The organism is Candidatus Arsenophonus nilaparvatae (assembly GCF_045346035.1).
Classification (GTDB): domain Bacteria; phylum Pseudomonadota; class Gammaproteobacteria; order Enterobacterales; family Enterobacteriaceae; genus Arsenophonus; species Arsenophonus nilaparvatae.
On the sequence record NZ_CP158507.1, the window covers coordinates 768,085 to 785,979 of the forward strand.

Below are 17,895 nucleotides of genomic sequence, written 5' to 3' on the forward strand. Positions count from 1 at the left end.
AACATTAAACAATTTAAGTTTCATATGAAATGCAACTTATAAACTCTGGCCAAAACTTAGGAACTTTATATGATAGATACTCAAACTATCGCGACCGTCAAATCAACTATTCCTCTTATTGTCTCCACCGGCCCTAAATTAACCGCTCATTTTTATCAGCGTATGTTTCAACATAACCCTGAATTAAAAGATATTTTCAACATGAGTCATCAAATTAATGGTGAACAAAGAGAAGCTTTATTCAATGCCATTTGCCTCTCCGCCAGCAATATTGATAATGTTTCAGCCTTACTGCCTGCCATTGAAAAAATCGCCCAAAAACATGCCAGTCTGAATATAAAACCTGAACATTATTCGATTGTTGGTCAACATCTATTGCATACCATTGATGAGCTATTTCAGCCTGGAAAAGAAATTATTGATGCCTGGGCTAAAGCTTTTCACGTGCTAGCCGATATCTTTATTAACCGTGAAGAACAGATCTACCAAACAAATGAAGAGCGTATCGGAGGTTGGCGAGGTTTACGTCATTTCAAAGTGGCTAAAAAGATCCCGCGCAGCGAAACGATCACCAGTTTTCAATTTATTCCAGAAGATGGTAATGAAGTAGTCGATTTCCGCCCAGGACAATATTTAACGATTTACCTACAGGATAATGAAAAACTCACTAATCAACAAATTCGGCAATATTCATTAACCAATGCACCTAATGGCAAAAGTTATTGTATCGCTGTAAAACGTGAAGAAAAAGGAAGTGTGTCAAACTATCTTCATAATGAGATAAAAGAAGGTGACATCGTCAAACTGGCACCACCCTGCGGTGATTTTTTTCTCGCCGTTAATGCCGATACACCAGTAACACTAATTTCAGCCGGTGTCGGCTTAACGCCGATGATAAGTATGTTGGAAAAGTTACATCAGCAACAACATAAAGCACCACTGAATTGGCTACACGCGACAGAGCATGGTGGACATCACGCCTTTGCTAATGAAGTAAAAAATAAATTAACCGATTTTACTCATGGCTTCAGTGCCGTTTGGTATAACAATCCACGAGAGCAAGACAGGCCACAAAAACAGTACCAATACCAAGGGTTAATGGAGCTGTAAAAGTAAAAGAGCAGCTTAATCTTAAAAATATGCATTATTACTTCTGTGGCCCAGTCAACTTTATGCAATTTATTGCCAAACAGTTGCTCGCCATGGGTGTAAATACCAGTCACATCCACTATGAGTGTTTTGGACCACATAAAGTTATTGAGGGAAATGAACAATAATAATTAAAACCCTCACTAAAACCAGGGTAAGTGGTAACAGGTGGAACAAAAAGTTACAGATTCCATATCAACTCCTTTGTAACTTTCAACCATCTGTTACCCTTTAAAATCAAATAGCCGCTTCATCCTGCTCGCCAGTTCGAATACGGATCACATGAGCAATATCATAAACAAAAATTTTGCCATCACCAATTTTTCCCGTTTGTGCCGTCTGTATTATCGTTTCAATACAACTGTCAACAATATCGTCCGGAACAACAATTTCAATTTTTACTTTAGGCAAAAAATCAACCATATATTCTGCACCACGATAAAGTTCTGTATGACCTTTTTGACGGCCAAACCCTTTTACTTCCGTCACTGTCATTCCGGTTATGCCGACATCTGCTAAAGCTTCTCTTACATCATCCAACTTGAAAGGTTTGATAATTGCATCAATTTTTTTCATCAAATTATCCTATTATCACCAGTTTTTACGACCAAAAGCCGAAGTAATTGGGTAACGCCTATCCTTATTGAAATTTCGCATTGTAACGCGCGGACCTATCGGTGCCTGACGCCGTTTATATTCATTAATATCAACTAATTTGATCACTTTACGAACTGTTACTTCATCAAATCCAGCCGCAACTAATTCACTGACCGATTTATCCTGTTCAACATAACCTTCCAGGATCGCATCCAATACAGGATAAGGGGGTAAATTATCCTGATCGAGCTGCCCTGGCGCTAGCTCAGCAGAAGGCTGCCGTTCGATCACGCGCTGAGGGATGATTGGTGAAATCGTATTTCGATACTTTGCTAGCTCAAATACTAACATCTTTGGTACATCTTTAAGCACCGCAAACCCGCCGGCCATATCACCATAAAGAGTGGTATAACCAACGGCGGACTCACTTTTGTTACTGGTCGTTAACACTAAACGGCCACGCTTATTCGATATTGCCATCAGAATGATAGCCCGACAGCGAGCCTGCAAATTCTCTTCGGTTGTGTCGGGCGCCATGCCGATAAATAATGGTGACAAACCTGCCATAAATGCATCATACATAGCTTCAATAGATATTATCGCAAATTCAATATCTAACAATGCTGCCTGCTCTTTGGCATCATGGATACTCATTTCAGCGGTATATTTGAAAGGCATCATTACTGCCTGAACTTTATCTTTACCTAAAGCATCTACTGCAATAGCCAAGGTTAAAGCTGAATCAATTCCGCCTGATAATCCCAAAATAACGCCAGAGAATCCATTTTTATTAATATAGTCACGGGTTGCCATGACTAATGCTTCATAAACCTGGGCTATCGGTGATAAAGTTTTTGCTGAATTAGCCACTGGCAGTGGTTCATCATCATTAAATTTACATTGGAGAACTTGCTCAGCAAACTGCGCTAAATAATGCGTTATCTCACCCTTGCCATTGAATACTTTTGAGCCGCCATCAAAGATGAGCTCATCTTGTCCACCAACCTGGTTTAAATAGACAATTGGTAATTGGGTTCTTTGGCAGTGTGATTTTAATAATGTCGAACGAATATGCGGCTTTTCACGATTGTAAGGTGAAGCATTAATGATAATAAGGACATCAGCGCCTTGAGCTTTAATTGCATCAACTGGCTCATCAAACCAGACATCTTCACAAATTAAAAAACCTAACTTGTAACCTTTAAAAGGCATTACACAAGTTTCGTTAGCTGAATGAAAATAACGCTTTTCATCAAAAACACCATAATTAGGCAATTGTTGCTTAAAATATTGCGCCACTAACTGCCCCTGCCAGAAAAATGACAATGCATTATAATATTTTTCGTTTTGCCAGCATGGATGACCAACAACAATGGCGATATTTTGACTAGCGTCTTTCAGACGATTAAGCTGTTTGCCACAGCGTTGATAAAAATCCGGCCGAAAAAGTAAATCCTCGGGCGGATAGCCAGTTAAAGCTAATTCCGAAAACAGAATAAGATCTGCACCCTGTAGTTGTTGAGCCTTAGCTTCCTGCAACATGCGTTCACAGTTGCCTTCAATATCACCTACCAGCCAATTTAATTGTGCTAGTGCAATATTCAGCGTTCGGTTCATAAAATTTCATTCTCCAGACATAATAAAAATTATTCTTTAAAATCATTAGCATCCAGTTTATGCCTGGCTAATAACTTATAAAACTCCGTTCGGTTTCGACCTGCCATACGCGCGGCATGGGTAACATTACCTTTTGTCATTTGTAACAATTTACGCAAATAATTAAGCTCAAATTGATTGCGAGCCTCAACAAAAGTAGGTAATGCAGTATTCTCGCCTTGCAGCGCCTGAATGACTAATGCTTCACTAATAACCGGCGCGGTTGTTAATGCAACACACTGCTCAATAACATTCACTAATTGCCTTACATTACCCGGCCAACTTGCCGCCATTAAGCATTTCATTGCATCCCTCGATAGGCTACGCACAAAAGGTTTATGACGCTTTATTGATTCCCTTAACAAATGATTTGCTAATAAAGGGATATCCTCCGAACGCTCATTAAGGGTAGGAATTTTGATATTTATCACATTCAAACGGTAATAGAGATCTTCCCGAAATTCATTTTTTTCCATTGCCTTTGGTAAATCACGATGGGTCGCTGAAATAATTCGAACATCAATATCCAAATCACGGTTACTGCCTAAAGGCCGCACTTTACGTTCTTGTAAAACCCGCAATAGTTTCACTTGAAGAGACAAAGGCATATCACCAATTTCATCGAGAAATAGTGTCCCACCTTGCGCAGCGAGAAATAGACCTTCACGATGTGTAACCGCACCGGTAAAAGCGCCCTTGGCATGACCAAACAGCTCCGATTCTAAAAGCTGCTCAGGTAAAGCCCCACAGTTAATTGCAATAAAGGGTTTTTTAGCTCTAGGACTAGCACGATGAATTGCTCGTGCCAACACTTCTTTACCAGTACCACTTTGCCCATTTATTAATACACTAACATCAGATTGCGCCACCATACGTGCCTGTTCTAATAAACGAAGCATTATCGGGCTACGAGTGACAATTTCCTCACTCCAATTTTCATCAGAAACGGAAATTGACATAGCCAAGGCTTCACCAATCGCTTTATAGAGAGCATCACGATCAACTGGCTTAGTGAGAAAACTCGATACCCCTCTTTGTGTTGCCGCTACCGCTTCAGGGATTGAACCATGCGCTGTTAAAATAATGACCGGCATGCCTGGTTGCTGTTTCTGTATCTCCGCAAAAAGTGCCATGCCATCCATTTCATCCATACGCAAATCACTGATAACCAGATCAATTTTATCTTTTGCTAGAATTTTCAAGGCATCCACACCATTTTCTGCGGTAACCACCTTAAATCCTTCACTAGTCAAACGCATACCCAATAATTTCAATAGACCGGGATCATCATCTACCAATAATAGATTGGCTGATTTATGCACTGTCATTGGGGATTTTCTCCGCTTTTATCAACCTGATGAGACTCTTTAATAACATCTGTTGTTTTCGGCTCTGCGCTATTTGCTGTTGAATTGGTACTGCTTTTATCCATTTTTCCACTTGAAACCGCTTGTTCCTGCTGTTTGCGTGAAGAAAGTTGCCGTTCAATATCGGTCAGATTTTCCAACTTACGTGAGACAATATTTAATTCATAGGTTAGATGAGCGTTTTGTTCAGCTAAACGATCTAGTTTATTATCGCTCTCTTGTTGTAAACGTAAATATTTAGCATTTGCTTCTTCAACATTAACAATCTGAATTTGCTTTTCACGCCATAATTCTAACAGTGGGCGAATAGGTGAAGGGAACTGCAAACTATAACTATTCAAATTATCAATCACTTTACGCCGGGCAGTGACGGTTGGCTCTGCGACATCGAATAAAATACTATGTCGAAAAACATTTTGCCAATTAATTAACTGAATCGTTTTAGCCATCAAAGCCGCTTGCTCTTTATTCAATCGATTAGCACAGTCAACAATTCTCAACCAGTAAAGCGGATTATCTGAAGCATTCTCACTATCTATATTCCATATTTTTTCACAAGTAACATAGCGATAATCTGTTATACGTTCTTCTATTGGTATAGATTCATTTATCATATCCAGTGGTACTGGATGGTGATATTTACTACAAGCTATTAATAAAAAAGGTAAAAGAAGTGTTGTTAACTTTACTTTCCATTTAGTGGAAAAAAATCCCCCACAACTTAGCTTCGCAAATGCAATATGCCATGTTTTCCGCATTATCCCTGCGGCTATTAGGGTGTTGTAATTAGACCAATTTGGCATTATTCATACTCTGTGGTTAGTGGTAGCTCAATACGAAAACAGACATCAGCAAACTGACAATCAATAAGCAACAATTGACCATTCATTCTTTTAATACAATCTTGGGCAATGCTTAATCCTAACCCGCTCCCTTTTACTGCCCCTTTACGCAATAAAGATCCTTGAAAAAAAGGTTCATAAATCATATTTTGTTCAGATTCTGGGATGGGTGTTCCTGTATTAGCGATATCGATTTGGAGTTTATCATCAGTTTCATTGCTTATTATCCAGATCTTACCCGATTCAGAACCGTAGTGCACTGCATTAGAATAGAGATTATCGATCACTCTTGCCAAAAAAGTTGGCTCTGCACAACAATGAGTAATATTTAACTCAATTTCAGTTTGAATATTTTTAGCTCTAGCCGTTAGATTATTTGAGGAAACGACATTTGCCACTAACTTGGTTAAATCAATTTGCTGAATCAGTGCTGGCCCATCGGCTAACTGACGATTATAGTCTAATAATTGCTCAATGAGTTGTTGCAAATGTTTACTACTATTATCCAAAATAGCGACAACCTCTCGTTGATCTAAAGTCAAAGGCCCTGCTACTTCATCAGCTAATAGTTCAGCCCCTTCACGCATACTGGCTAAAGGTGTCTTTAATTCATGAGAAATATGACGTAAAAATTCATGCCGTTGTGATTCCAACCAGCTCAGTCGCTCACTTAACCAAACAATACGCTGAGCTAATGAACGTAACTCACTAGGGCCCTTAAAACGTTCAAGTCTGGTGAAAAGTGTTCCTCCTGCCCCAAGATGATTAATCATACGCTCAATAGCTTTAACCGGACCAATAATCATTCTAGTAAACAACACAACTAATAATACACTCAATAAAAACACAATTAGCGTTTGCCAACCAAAATATTGACCTTTTTCAGCAATTGCATTCTGCAATTGCGTACCTCGTCCAAATACAACATCACGTGTTAATTGTACTAACTGATTGTTGGTAACCGAAAAACGTTCAAGTGCCGCCGCCATTGCTGGGATAGGTGAGTTATTTTCGCATTTTAAATCGGAGAGATCTTCCAGTAAAGTTTGAATAGTCGTGATTTGGTTTTTATCAGGCAAAATAGTCATTTGGCGAGCTAGCATCTCACTATATTCTTGCCGTTTTTTCTTATATAGAGCAGCAAAAGTTTGATCGTTTAACACACAGTATTGACGATAGCTACGCTCCATTTCAAGCGCAGTACTCGTCATGATTTCACTGCGCCTAGCATCAAGCAAAGTGGTTCGGTTGATATCAGCCGCTTGATTACTCAATTGATCTAAACTTTGATAGGCCTGGTATGCCAATATTAATAATGGCAAAAGAACCAATAAAAAAGCCATCACCACCAGTTGGCGTAGTGAACGCGGAAAAGAATGCCACTTATTCAAAGAAATCATCTCATTACCTATTCATACTATTATGGTAACAGAACTTATATTCGATAGTGAATTTGCCTGCCGATTTAATAAAAAATTTCTAATTTGATTATTATGTGAAAAACAGTCTTTTAATCACCAAAATCGAGGGTAACATTTTAATTAATAAGGGAATAAGGCAAGGAGAGTAAATAATATTCATGTGCTTAAGCAGCAATAAATACTTTATTAAATAATTCACTGCGCCCCACCGATATTGGCGAGGAGAGCAGAGAATTTTTAATAGATGGTGCCTCACTCCACGTGTCGCCCGATGTTTGATAAAGCTTGTTTATAAGCAAATATCATGCTGCTGGACGGTAGGCACCTGACTTTTGGCATCATTCCTGGCTTATGTGGTGTGCATCCCTCTATATTGGGACCAACATAAAAAGTTGAATGAGCGACTACCCAATATAGTATGCACCTTATATGCCAACTTTTAAAAATTTTATTAACTTATTGAAATTTAATATAAAATAAATTTATTAAGCATTTAAAATGGTTTTTCATCAAATTTAATGCCATGATTTTTAATAAAAATGTCGCCTATTAGCGACATTTCATTAAGTGAATAAAATATTAACAAAAAATCATACAATTAAATGTCTCCAATTAGAGACAACTTATTTTTATCACTTAGCTAATTGACGACAGTTATAAGATTTAATAAGCAAATTTAAATAATTTTAATAATAATCAACATCAAATTTCAGCTAAATTTAGCTCATAATGAAATTTATTTTTACTTATTTTCAATCAACCGCACAAAAACTACATTTTATCTCCTATAACTAACCAAGTTTTTATCACTTTAATTAGCCATAGGGAAAAATATTTATATCAATATCAACCCAGCTGCCGCCGCGCATTACGAAAAATACGCATCCAGGGGCTATCTTCGCCCCATTCTGGCGGATGCCATGAATGGGTAACTGTACGAAATACTCGCTCCGGATGGGGCATCATGATAGTCGCCCGCCCATCTAAGCTGGTCACTGCAGTAATACCATTAATCGATCCATTTGGATTTGCTGGATACTGTTGAGTAACCTGACCATAATTATCAACAAAACGTAGCGCAACTAAATGATTTTTTTCCAACTGGTCAAGATGCGCAATGTCTCGCATTTCAACTTGACCTTCACCATGAGATACCACTATTGGTAGCTGACAATCAGCCATATCTTGTAAAAATAGTGAAGGACTTTCCATCACTTTGACCAAACTAAAACGCGCTTCAAAGCGTTCTGAACGATTACGTACAAATCGTGGCCAATGTTCAGCACCTGGAATCAACTGATTGAGATTAGACATCATTTGACAGCCATTACATATGCCTAATGATAAAGTATCAGAACGGGTAAAAAAGCCTGCAAATTCGTCACGTACGCGTGAATTGAATAAAATTGATTTTGCCCAGCCTTCTCCCGCCCCCAATACATCACCATAAGAAAAGCCGCCACAGGCAACTAATAGCTGAAAATCAGTGAGTGTTACCCTGCCTGCTAACAAATCACTCATATGCACATCAATGGCAGTAAAACCTGCACGGTGAAATGCGGCCGCCATTTCAACATGAGAATTGACACCCTGTTCACGTAAAACAGCCACTTTAGGTGACGGGGTTGTCATAATATAAGGCGCTGCAATATCATCTGCTGGATCAAAGTTTATTTTTACATTCAATCCAGGATCTGTCAGATCTTGTTTAGCCTGATGTTCTTGATCTGCACACGCAGGATTATCACGTAAACGTTGCATTTGCCAGGTAGTCTCAGCCCACCATAAACGCAATTGGCTACGTTTTTCACGATAAATTTCTCTACCGTGACTATTGATAGTAACAATATCGTTTTTAATTGCTGTACCAAGATACTGTACACACCCAGCCAATCCATGCTCGGCCAAACATGCTTCCACCATTTCCCTATCCGCTTGCTTGACCTGAATGACTGCCCCTAATTCTTCGCTGAATAAAGCAGCAAGAATATCTTTATCATAATGACCGATATCAATATCTAACCCACAATGACCGGCAAATGCCATTTCTGCTAATGTTACAAATAGGCCACCATCGGAACGATCATGGTAAGCTAATAATTTTTGTTCTTTTATAAGCGCCTGAATTGCATTAAAGAAACCGGTTAATAATTTAGCATCACGGACATCCGGGGCATGATCACCTATTTGCCGATATACCTGTGCAAGTGCTGAACCTCCCAATGCATTATGACCTTGCCCGAGATCAATTAATAATAATGCATTATTTTGATCACTTTTCAGTTCAGGTGTAACCGTCAGACGAACATCCTCAACCCGGGAAAAAGCGGTAATAACCACAGAAAGCGGCGCCGTCATTTCACAAATCTGTTCGCCATCATGCCAGGTGGTCTTCATTGACATCGAATCTTTACCAACTGGGATGGTTAAACCTAATGCCGGACATAGCTCTTCTCCAATAGCCTTCACCGCTTGATACAAACCGGCATCTTCACCAGGATGCCCCGCTGCTACCATCCAATTAGCGGAAAGCTTCACCCGTTTTAAGTCCTGAACATAAGTAGCAGCGATATTGGTCAACGCTTCTCCAACCGCCATCCGACTAGATGCCGCATAGTCCAATAGCGCAATGGGTGAGCGCTCACCGATAGACATAGCTTCGCCATAATAATTTTCTAAACTAGCTGTCGTGACCGCACAATCAGCAACCGGGATCTGCCAAGGGCCAACCATTTGATCGCGGGCCACCATTCCGGTAACACTGCGATCACCAATTGTGATCAGAAAAGTTTTCTCTGCTACTACTGGCAAATGTAATACCCGTTTAACTGCTTCGGTTAAGGTTATCATTTCTCGATTAATCGGCTTACCGGCAGCAAATTGAGAACTAACATCACGTAGCATTTTAGGCGTTTTACCTAACAAAATATCTAGCGGCATGCAAATAGGCTGGTTAGTAAAATAACTATCATTAAGAACAAGATCGCGATTTTCCGTCGCTTCACCAACAACAGCATATGGCGCGCGTTCTCGACGACAGATAGACTCAAATAGGGGAAGTTGTTCAGGTAAAACAGCTAATACATAGCGCTCTTGAGACTCATTGCACCAAATCTCACGAGGATCCATGCCTGGTTCATCATTCAATATTTGACGTAGTTCAAATATTCCGCCTCGATCAGCATCATTCACTAACTCAGGCATAGCATTAGAAAGGCCACCAGCGCCAACATCATGAATAAAGAGGATCGGATTATCAGTTCCCAACTGCCAGCACCGATCAATAACCTCTTGACAACGACGCTCCATTTCAGGGTTATCACGTTGCACCGAAGCGAAATCAAGATCAATATCAGACTGCCCTGAAGTCATCGATGAAGCTGCGCCACCTCCCAGCCCAATATTCATCGATGGGCCACCTAATACGATTAATTTAGCGCCAACTGGAATATTGCCCTTTTTAATATGTTCTGCCCGAATATTACCTATACCACCTGCTAGCATAATCGGTTTGTGGTAACCACGTAATTCTGCTCCATTATGACTATTCACTAGCTCTTCATAAGTACGAAAATAACCTAATAAAGCGGGTCGGCCAAATTCATTATTAAAAGCGGCGCCACCCAATGGCCCATCAAGCATAATATTAAGCGCACTAACAATACGCTGTGGTTTGCCAAAATTTTGTTCCCATGGTTGTTTAAAACCTGGAATACGTAAGTTAGAAACAGCAAATCCAACTAAACCGGCTTTAGGCTTTGCACCACGCCCTGTTGCCCCTTCATCACGTATTTCTCCACCTGAACCGGTGGCAGCACCAGGCCAAGGAGAAATAGCTGTTGGGTGGTTATGGGTCTCTACTTTCATCAAAATATGAGCATTTTCATGATGATAATCATACTTGCCGGTTACTGGATCAGGAAAAAAACGCCCAATATTCGATCCTTCCATTACGGCAGCGTTATCTTTATAAGCTGATAAAATATAATCTGGCGTTTGTTGATAAGTATTTTTTATCATACTAAACAAAGAATTAGGTTGTGATTTACCATCAATAACCCAACTGGCATTAAATATTTTATGCCGACAATGTTCTGAATTAGCTTACGCAAACATATAGAGTTCAACATCCGTTGGATCCCGTTCTAATGTTTGGAAGGCATCCATTAAATAATCAATTTCATCTGTAGCTAACGCTAACCCTAATTCAATATTTGCCAATTCAAGTGCACGTCGACCGTTTTTTAATATTTCTATCGTCACCATCGGTGCCGGCTTATGGTGCATAAAGAGTGATTCTGCTTGCTCGAAAGAAGTCCAAACAGTTTCAACCATCCGATCATGCAAAATGACAGATAAATCATCCAATTGTGATATATCCAATGGCGAGGAATAAATAATATAATAAGCAATTCCACGCTCAAGCCGGATAACCTGCTGTAATCCACAGTTATGAGCAATATCCGTTGCCTTTGAAGACCAGGGTGAAATAGTGCCTGGTCGAGGAGTAACCAAGAGTAACTGGCCAGCAGGCTGTTGCTCAGTTAATGAAGGACCATAATAAAGCAATTGACTTAATTTTTGTCGATCATCCTGATTTAATGGCGCACCAAGTTCAGCAAAGTGTACATATTCAGCATAAATGTCAGTAACCGGTAGTTGCTGCTGCTGGCATAGGGAAAGAAGCTTAGTAATGCGAAATGTCGATAAAGCGGGTGAGCCACGCAGAATTTCCATAGTAATAGATTCTCTTAACTTATAAAGCTGGCCTGAAGGATATGTATCAGGAAAACTGGAAGGCTATTATAAATCATCATGAACCAATACGAAACCGTTTGCGTGCACATTTATCACGCACCTGTAAATGTTAAAGATATGTAAAATAGATTAAATTAAGTTGCAAATTCTACTTTTGTTAAGCAGAATGTCGGGCTCTTAAAAAATTGGCCATAATTTGGTCATTTTAATTAAGAAAATATGTTTAACTAACGAGATATAACCATTTGATTAATATTAGAATTAATTATCTTGTTATCGTTATTGTCTCTATAATTTCTGTTGGTGTCATTACACTTAATATTGAGTGGCCCAACCAGCAGCAAGACCAGGTGAAGAGAATTATTTCTCGCGGTGAATTACGTGTAAGTACCATTAATTCGCCCCTTATGTCCTTTAACGATAAGCAAGAAGCAAGCGGATTTGATTACGAACTGACTAAACGCTTTGCCGATTACCTTGGCGTAAAGCTACGTATCAATGTACGTTCAAATATCAATCAACTTTTTAATGACCTTGAAAACGGTAATAGTGACTTTATTACTGCAGGACTTCTTTATAATGAGAAGCGCCTCGATAAAGCACAGCCTGGCCCTGCCTACTATACCGTTTCCCAGCAGCTAATTTATCGCAAAGGGGTAAGTCGTCCACGCTCTTTGAACGATGTAAAAGGAAAGTTTGTCGTTGCCACTGATTCAGTAAACGCTAATACGCTGCAACAGTTGAAGCAAAAATATCCAAATCTTGAATGGGAAGAAACCAGTCATTATAATGCGACTGAGTTATTGCAACTGCTAGCTGAAGGGAAAATTGATTATACCTTAGAAAATTCTATTGTCGTCGCTATGCAGCAACGTATTCATCCAAACATTGCTGTCGCTTTTAATGTTAGCGACGATCATAGCCTTAATTGGTATATGAAACGCTCAAAAGATAATAGTCTAAATGCAGCAATGTTAGACTTCTTCAATAAAAGTAATGAAGAAGAACTTTTAACACGTTTAGATGAAAAATATTTTGGCCATGTTGCTACTTTTGACTATTTTGATACGCTTTCTTTTATTACTGCAATTAATAAAATTTTGCCAACCTATAAGCATCTATTTAAAAAATATGCAGAAGATATAGATTGGCGTCTATTAGCAGCAATTTCCTGGCAGGAATCACACTGGGATCCACTAGCCACATCACCCACTGGTGTTCGTGGTTTAATGATGCTAACAGTACCTACTGCACAAACTATGGGTGTGTCAGATAGGCTGGATCCAGAGGAAAGTATTAAAGGTGGCGCCGCTTACTTGCAATATCTGATTTCGCGCTTACCAACTACTATTGCGCCTGATGATCGTATTTGGTTTGCCTTATCGGCCTATAATATGGGGTTGTGACATATGCTTGATGCCAGGAAACTGACACGCATACAAGGCGGAGATCCAGACAGTTGGTTAGATGTAAAAGCCAGACTGCCGCTACTTAGCAAGAAAAAATATTTTGCTAAATTAACCTACGGTTATGCACGTGGCTATGAAGCCTATCGCTATGTGGAAAATATCCGCCGTTATCACCAAAGTTTGGTGGGTTACCTACAGAATAAAGAAATGAATCAAAATATGCAGCTCGCCGCAAGGGATCCGCTATTATTCTCTAGAACCAGCAGCAAAGAAAAAAGTAGTGACTAATTTAGCTAATCATTACAAACAGTATTAGCTTCTATTTCTGCCTAAGCCGCCTTACTAAGCGACTTAGGCAGATTTAATTTATCAACGCTGCCCTTTCCTGGCCAATTTTTTTTCTGCTCGCCGTTGTTGAAAAAAAACACTTAACATCGTCGAACATTCATCGGCCAAAACCCCTCCCAATACCAGAATACGATGATTCATATCCGGATGATTAAAAACATCAATAATTGAACCAGCAGCGCCAGTTTTTTGATCAGAGGCGCCATATACCAAACGACCGATGCGCGCATGGATCATAGCTCCAGCACACATAATACAAGGCTCGAGTGTCACATAAAGCGTCGTATTGAGTAAGCGATAATTTTGTAAAGATTGACCCGCTGCCCGCAAAGCTAAAATTTCCGCATGAGCAGATGGATCATGAGACAAAATAGGATGATTCCAACCTTCTGCAATCAATTCATCTTCATGTACTAATACCGCGCCAACAGGAATTTCACCTTTTTCTTGAGCATTTTTGGCTAGTAAAACAGCTTTTCGCATCCAATAAACATCTTTTTGGGCTTGATCCACGAATAAAAACCTCAAATATTAATTTAAATCGCAAAAATAGTTATAAGATAATATCAAGTTATGATTTAATAACTCTTTAATACTAATTAATAGCCATCTCATATAATAAATAACATCAATAAATCACCCCAAAAATCACTTATGTTATTAATAAAATTAACTAATTCAACTTTGTGTATCGTTGCATTAAGGGTAGTCACTGATCTAAATCGGATATAATAAATGATAAAAAAATTAATAAATGATAATCAAAATTTTTTGCTGAAAATATCGCTACTTATTATATTATTCAGCCTAATTCATTACGCTATGGGTTACCCACCAAGACTAAACTATACAGCTGGTATCGTGGCATTGCTAATCGTTATCAATCAGTTACGAATAATATATAGTGGATTCATTATTATATTCACCATTATTGCAGCGCTATATTTTCCAATTAGGCTACTTTATGGTACTCCCTCACTAACCATAGCAACATCAGTTACTTATACCAATTTAAATGAAGCAATAGAATTTATTAGTAATATTCCATACTATCTTTATGCTGGATCATTATTTATTTTACTGTTCGGCTTTTTCTGTACAACATTTAAGCTTAAAACCGGTAACAAAACAAAGATTGGTGCTTTTATTACCTTTTTGGCGTTTCTTCTATATGGCCCTATAAAAGATTATAAAGAAACGGGTGAATTCGATATTTTAAATAGCGGTTATCCAGAAATCAAATTTGTCAAAGACTTCAATAGTGCCAAGGAAGAAACCAATAAACTTTTTAGTTTACTTGCGCAAACAGATGACTTCCAACCAAACAATAGTGCCACGCCATTTGATACCTATGTTATGGTGATTGGTGAAAGCGCTAGACGCGATTTTATGCACGTTTATGGCTTTCCAATTAATAATACCCCATTTATGGATAGCGCTAATGGTATTCTATTCAACCATTATATTTCAGCCGCTTCATCAACTATTCCATCATTAACCAGCTCCCTAACCCAAGCGCCCAAATTAGCCAATAGCGTTATTGCGCTGGCAAAAAAATGGGGATTTACTACCTATTGGTTATCAAATCAGGGAGCTGTTGGTATCTACGACACACCGATTGCCTCTATGGGGAAAAAAGCAGATCATTCGTTTTTTCTGAAAAGAGCAAGTTATAATAGTAAAGAGACCAATGATGATGAATTACTACCACAAATTGCAACAGCAATCAAAGCTCCTCAGGCCAAAAAATTCATTATTGTTCATTTAATTGGTAGTCATCCTCGCGCTTGCGCAAGGACTAATGATCACTATGAAACTTTTTACAAAAGTGAAGAGATTTCATGCTATATACAGAGCATAAAAAATACTGATCAACTGTTAGCAACAATTCATCAATATTTAACCGACAGCCAATCAAAATGGACAATGATCTATTTTTCTGATCATGGCCTCGGTTTCGTCAATAAAAACAACCCGAGTGACCTAAAACTTACCCATAATGATCAATACCGTCAGGATTATGAAGTACCACTATTTATTAGTTCTTATAATTCTAACGAACGGCAGTACATTACTGCTGCTAGAAGTGGAATTAACTTTTTAACTCTATTTTCTGAATGGTCAGGCATTGACGATCCCAGTATTGGCCATTCCTGTCATATGATTTCAAACGATATTTGTCATCAACAAAATAGTGTTATTGACTTTAATAATAAACGAATTGACTATACAAAATTACCGTCAGATATGGCGCCATGACATTATGCCAAATAGCAAACAGCAAATAAGGCAAATATTGTGGTTATAGCATGATAATTTATTATCTGAGGTATAAAATATACTGCGTTTATTCACGACTTTAGCTTAATAATAAATGCAGTTTTGACTAATTTAATGATATAAGTAATATTTTAAATAGCACTTAACATGTCACTATAAATTACTTATCGCTGTATCAATTGTGATATAAAATAACTTTAAATAGTTTTAAAATAATTGTAATATAGTTTTGTATTATATTTTAATTTTTTGAATTGGCGTTATTTATTCGCAATTTCACTCTATTTAGCAACACAAAAAAATACCAAGCATACATAGGAATACCAATCTGCTATTAAAACAAATTAAAGATATATTCAATACGCTAGCTGAAAAGTTATATATCTTCATTTTTATTGCAGATTAATAAATTAATTATATGAAAACCGCAAAAAATACTTTAACTATATAATAATATTATTATTATTTATATTCTCACTTTTATTAAATGTTTTTGTTTTCAAAGAAGATTCAAGACTACCGCATATATCTAGTTTTATTATTCTCTTAATTACTTTCTTATTAATAATAAGTAAGAATAAATTACCAAAACTAATTGGATTACTTTTTTTATTCTTTATAAATATAACAACCTCTGTTCTCCATTCCATCCTTGAAACGAACATAAATGAAGTTCTATTTATGTCAGGCAGTTTACTGCTGAAGTTAATTTTTCCTACATTGATTTTTACTGCTTTTTTATTTTATCTAATAACAAGAATTAAGAAAAATTTAAAAAATACCTCTCTATTATTGTATTCAGCATTATCGTTTACAGCACTTTCGATGATCCTGGTTGTTTTAGATATCAAAGATGAAAACAGATTAATTTCTAATATCAAAGAAGATAAAAAACAGCTCGGGATTTTTTTTCATCATAAAGTCCCTTTAGTATTTGGTGACGTGGTTTATTTATTAATTTCATCATATGAAAATAATAAATATGCAAATACAGCCGAAATTGAAAAATTTAATCATGCAATATTATCTAAAAAAGACAATAATAATAAAAATATTATATTAATCATGGGGGAAGCCTCACTCTACTCCCGCTATAGTGCATATGGCTATCATTTAAATACAACGCCACATATGACAAAAATATTTTCAACCGAAGATAGCTGCATCTTAAATAATGCCCATTCCAGTTCACCGATAACCCGAGATTCAGTGTCAATGACACTAGCCTTTCACACACCGGAAAATGAAGAAAACCTGTTCAACAATAAATCTATTATTGAAATGGCAAAAGCCAATGGATATAAAACATATTGGTTAGGTTCCCAAGAAATACAAGGTCTGCATGGTTCAAAATATGGTTTTATCGCTCAAAAAAGTGATGATTTAAGGCTAACCAATTATAACGATAATAAATTAGCCAACCTGCTAGCAAAAGTGTTATTTGATAATGCACAAAAGAGATTTATCATTATTCATCTTTATGGTAATCATTTACCCTATGACAACTATGATGCAATGGATAAAAAAGCTTTACCAAAAGCAGCGGATTATGATCTCACTATTCATCATACTGACAGGATCATAAATGATATAATGAATATCATTTATGCAAAAAAATAGATTTTAATTTAATTTATACCGCAGATCACGGCGAGATAGTCAATGTTGGTCATGGATTGGAAAAAGGAAAAGAACAATATTTGATCCCCTTTATGTATAAATCGACCAATAAACATTTTAATTGTGCCTTTATCGAATCTTTTCGTAATAAAGACGGATACTTGAGTGGTTTGATGAATAAGTATATTTTATCCGAACTGCTTGGCTATGACATTGATAAAAATATTCTTAGAAGCGAAAGAGAATATGATCGAGTGCTAACAGCTAATGAAAATATTTTACCTTTTTCCTTGATAGAATAACAATTACTTAGCAACAATATTGCTGGATTTCAATTTAAAATCCAGCCTTTGATTATATTCTTTTGAGTTTTTAGATCGACACGATTTAGCAAAGTGTTTTAAAATAGATTTAGCTGCTGCAACACAGATTTTAGCTATGAGTTTAC

At 37.5% G+C, this 17,895-nt stretch carries 9 protein-coding genes and 3 pseudogenes; 5 read left to right on the plus strand and 7 right to left on the minus strand.

Going from position 1 to position 17,895, the window contains the following annotated elements; translation table 11 throughout:
* The first annotated feature begins 69 nt into the window (after positions 1-69).
* Positions 70-1,277: pseudogene (gene hmpA, locus WH390_RS03740) on the plus strand (NO-inducible flavohemoprotein).
* A 109-nt stretch (positions 1,278-1,386) separates the two neighbouring features.
* Here the strand turns inward: hmpA and glnB are convergent.
* The 6 genes and pseudogenes from glnB to purL form a co-directional block, all read right to left on the minus strand.
* Positions 1,387-1,725 (minus strand): nitrogen regulatory protein P-II, encoded by a 339-nt coding sequence (glnB, locus tag WH390_RS03745; protein ID WP_032114757.1) that lies wholly within the window; start codon positions 1,723-1,725, stop codon positions 1,387-1,389.
* 15 nt (positions 1,726-1,740) lie between these two features.
* Positions 1,741-3,363: an NAD+ synthase gene (locus tag WH390_RS03750; protein WP_032114758.1), complete on the minus strand. Its 1,623-nt coding sequence runs from the start codon at positions 3,361-3,363 to the stop codon at positions 1,741-1,743.
* A 29-nt stretch (positions 3,364-3,392) separates the two neighbouring features.
* A complete protein-coding gene (gene glrR / locus WH390_RS03755; RefSeq protein ID WP_032114759.1) occupies positions 3,393-4,730 on the minus strand; it encodes a two-component system response regulator GlrR in 1,338 nt (445 codons plus the stop codon).
* Entirely contained in the window at positions 4,727-5,572 is an 846-nt protein-coding gene (qseG, locus tag WH390_RS03760) for a two-component system QseEF-associated lipoprotein QseG (protein ID WP_052044809.1), read from the minus strand. Before qseG ends, glrR begins: the two co-directional genes overlap by 4 nt.
* A complete protein-coding gene (locus WH390_RS03765; protein ID WP_032114760.1) occupies positions 5,572-7,011 on the minus strand; it encodes a HAMP domain-containing sensor histidine kinase in 1,440 nt (479 codons plus the stop codon). Before WH390_RS03765 ends, qseG begins: the two co-directional genes overlap by 1 nt.
* An 867-nt stretch (positions 7,012-7,878) precedes the next feature.
* Positions 7,879-11,769 (minus strand): annotated as a pseudogene (gene purL, locus WH390_RS03770) (phosphoribosylformylglycinamidine synthase).
* Between the two features lie 266 nt (positions 11,770-12,035).
* On the opposite strand from purL, the pseudogene mltF reads away from it, so the two are divergent.
* Positions 12,036-13,487: pseudogene (gene mltF, locus WH390_RS03775) on the plus strand (membrane-bound lytic murein transglycosylase MltF).
* An 81-nt stretch (positions 13,488-13,568) separates the two neighbouring features.
* Here mltF and tadA read toward each other — a convergent pair.
* Complete coding sequence (gene tadA / locus WH390_RS03780; RefSeq protein ID WP_148305528.1) at positions 13,569-14,060, minus strand: tRNA adenosine(34) deaminase TadA; 492 nt, start codon at positions 14,058-14,060, stop codon at positions 13,569-13,571.
* A gap of 348 nt (positions 14,061-14,408) precedes the next feature.
* Here tadA and WH390_RS03785 point away from each other — a divergent pair, with 348 nt between their 5' ends.
* From WH390_RS03785 to WH390_RS03795, 3 genes are all read left to right on the plus strand, one after another.
* Complete coding sequence (locus WH390_RS03785; protein ID WP_187290931.1) at positions 14,409-15,806, plus strand: phosphoethanolamine transferase; 1,398 nt, start codon at positions 14,409-14,411, stop codon at positions 15,804-15,806.
* Between the two features lie 846 nt (positions 15,807-16,652).
* Positions 16,653-17,447: a sulfatase-like hydrolase/transferase gene (locus WH390_RS03790; protein WP_238565664.1), complete on the plus strand. Its 795-nt coding sequence runs from the start codon at positions 16,653-16,655 to the stop codon at positions 17,445-17,447.
* A gap of 56 nt (positions 17,448-17,503) precedes the next feature.
* The gene (locus WH390_RS03795) at positions 17,504-17,749 is read left to right on the plus strand and encodes a hypothetical protein (RefSeq protein ID WP_406850681.1); all 246 of its coding nucleotides are present in this window, start codon (positions 17,504-17,506) and stop codon (positions 17,747-17,749) included.
* Positions 17,750-17,895: the final 146 nt, after the last annotated feature.

What these genes read in the sequence shown, in the direction of transcription:
- qseG (WP_052044809.1), bottom strand. Translation starts at nt 5,572, where the DNA reads ATGCCAAATTGGTCTAATTACAACACCCTAATAGCCGCAGGGATAATG.
- WH390_RS03765 (WP_032114760.1), bottom strand. Translation starts at nt 7,011, where the DNA reads ATGATTTCTTTGAATAAGTGGCATTCTTTTCCGCGTTCACTACGCCAA.
- WH390_RS03750 (WP_032114758.1), bottom strand. Translation starts at nt 3,363, where the DNA reads ATGAACCGAACGCTGAATATTGCACTAGCACAATTAAATTGGCTGGTA.
- glrR (WP_032114759.1), bottom strand. Translation starts at nt 4,730, where the DNA reads ATGACAGTGCATAAATCAGCCAATCTATTATTGGTAGATGATGATCCC.
- WH390_RS03790 (WP_238565664.1), top strand. Translation starts at nt 16,653, where the DNA reads ATGATCCTGGTTGTTTTAGATATCAAAGATGAAAACAGATTAATTTCT.
- glnB (WP_032114757.1), bottom strand. Translation starts at nt 1,725, where the DNA reads ATGAAAAAAATTGATGCAATTATCAAACCTTTCAAGTTGGATGATGTA.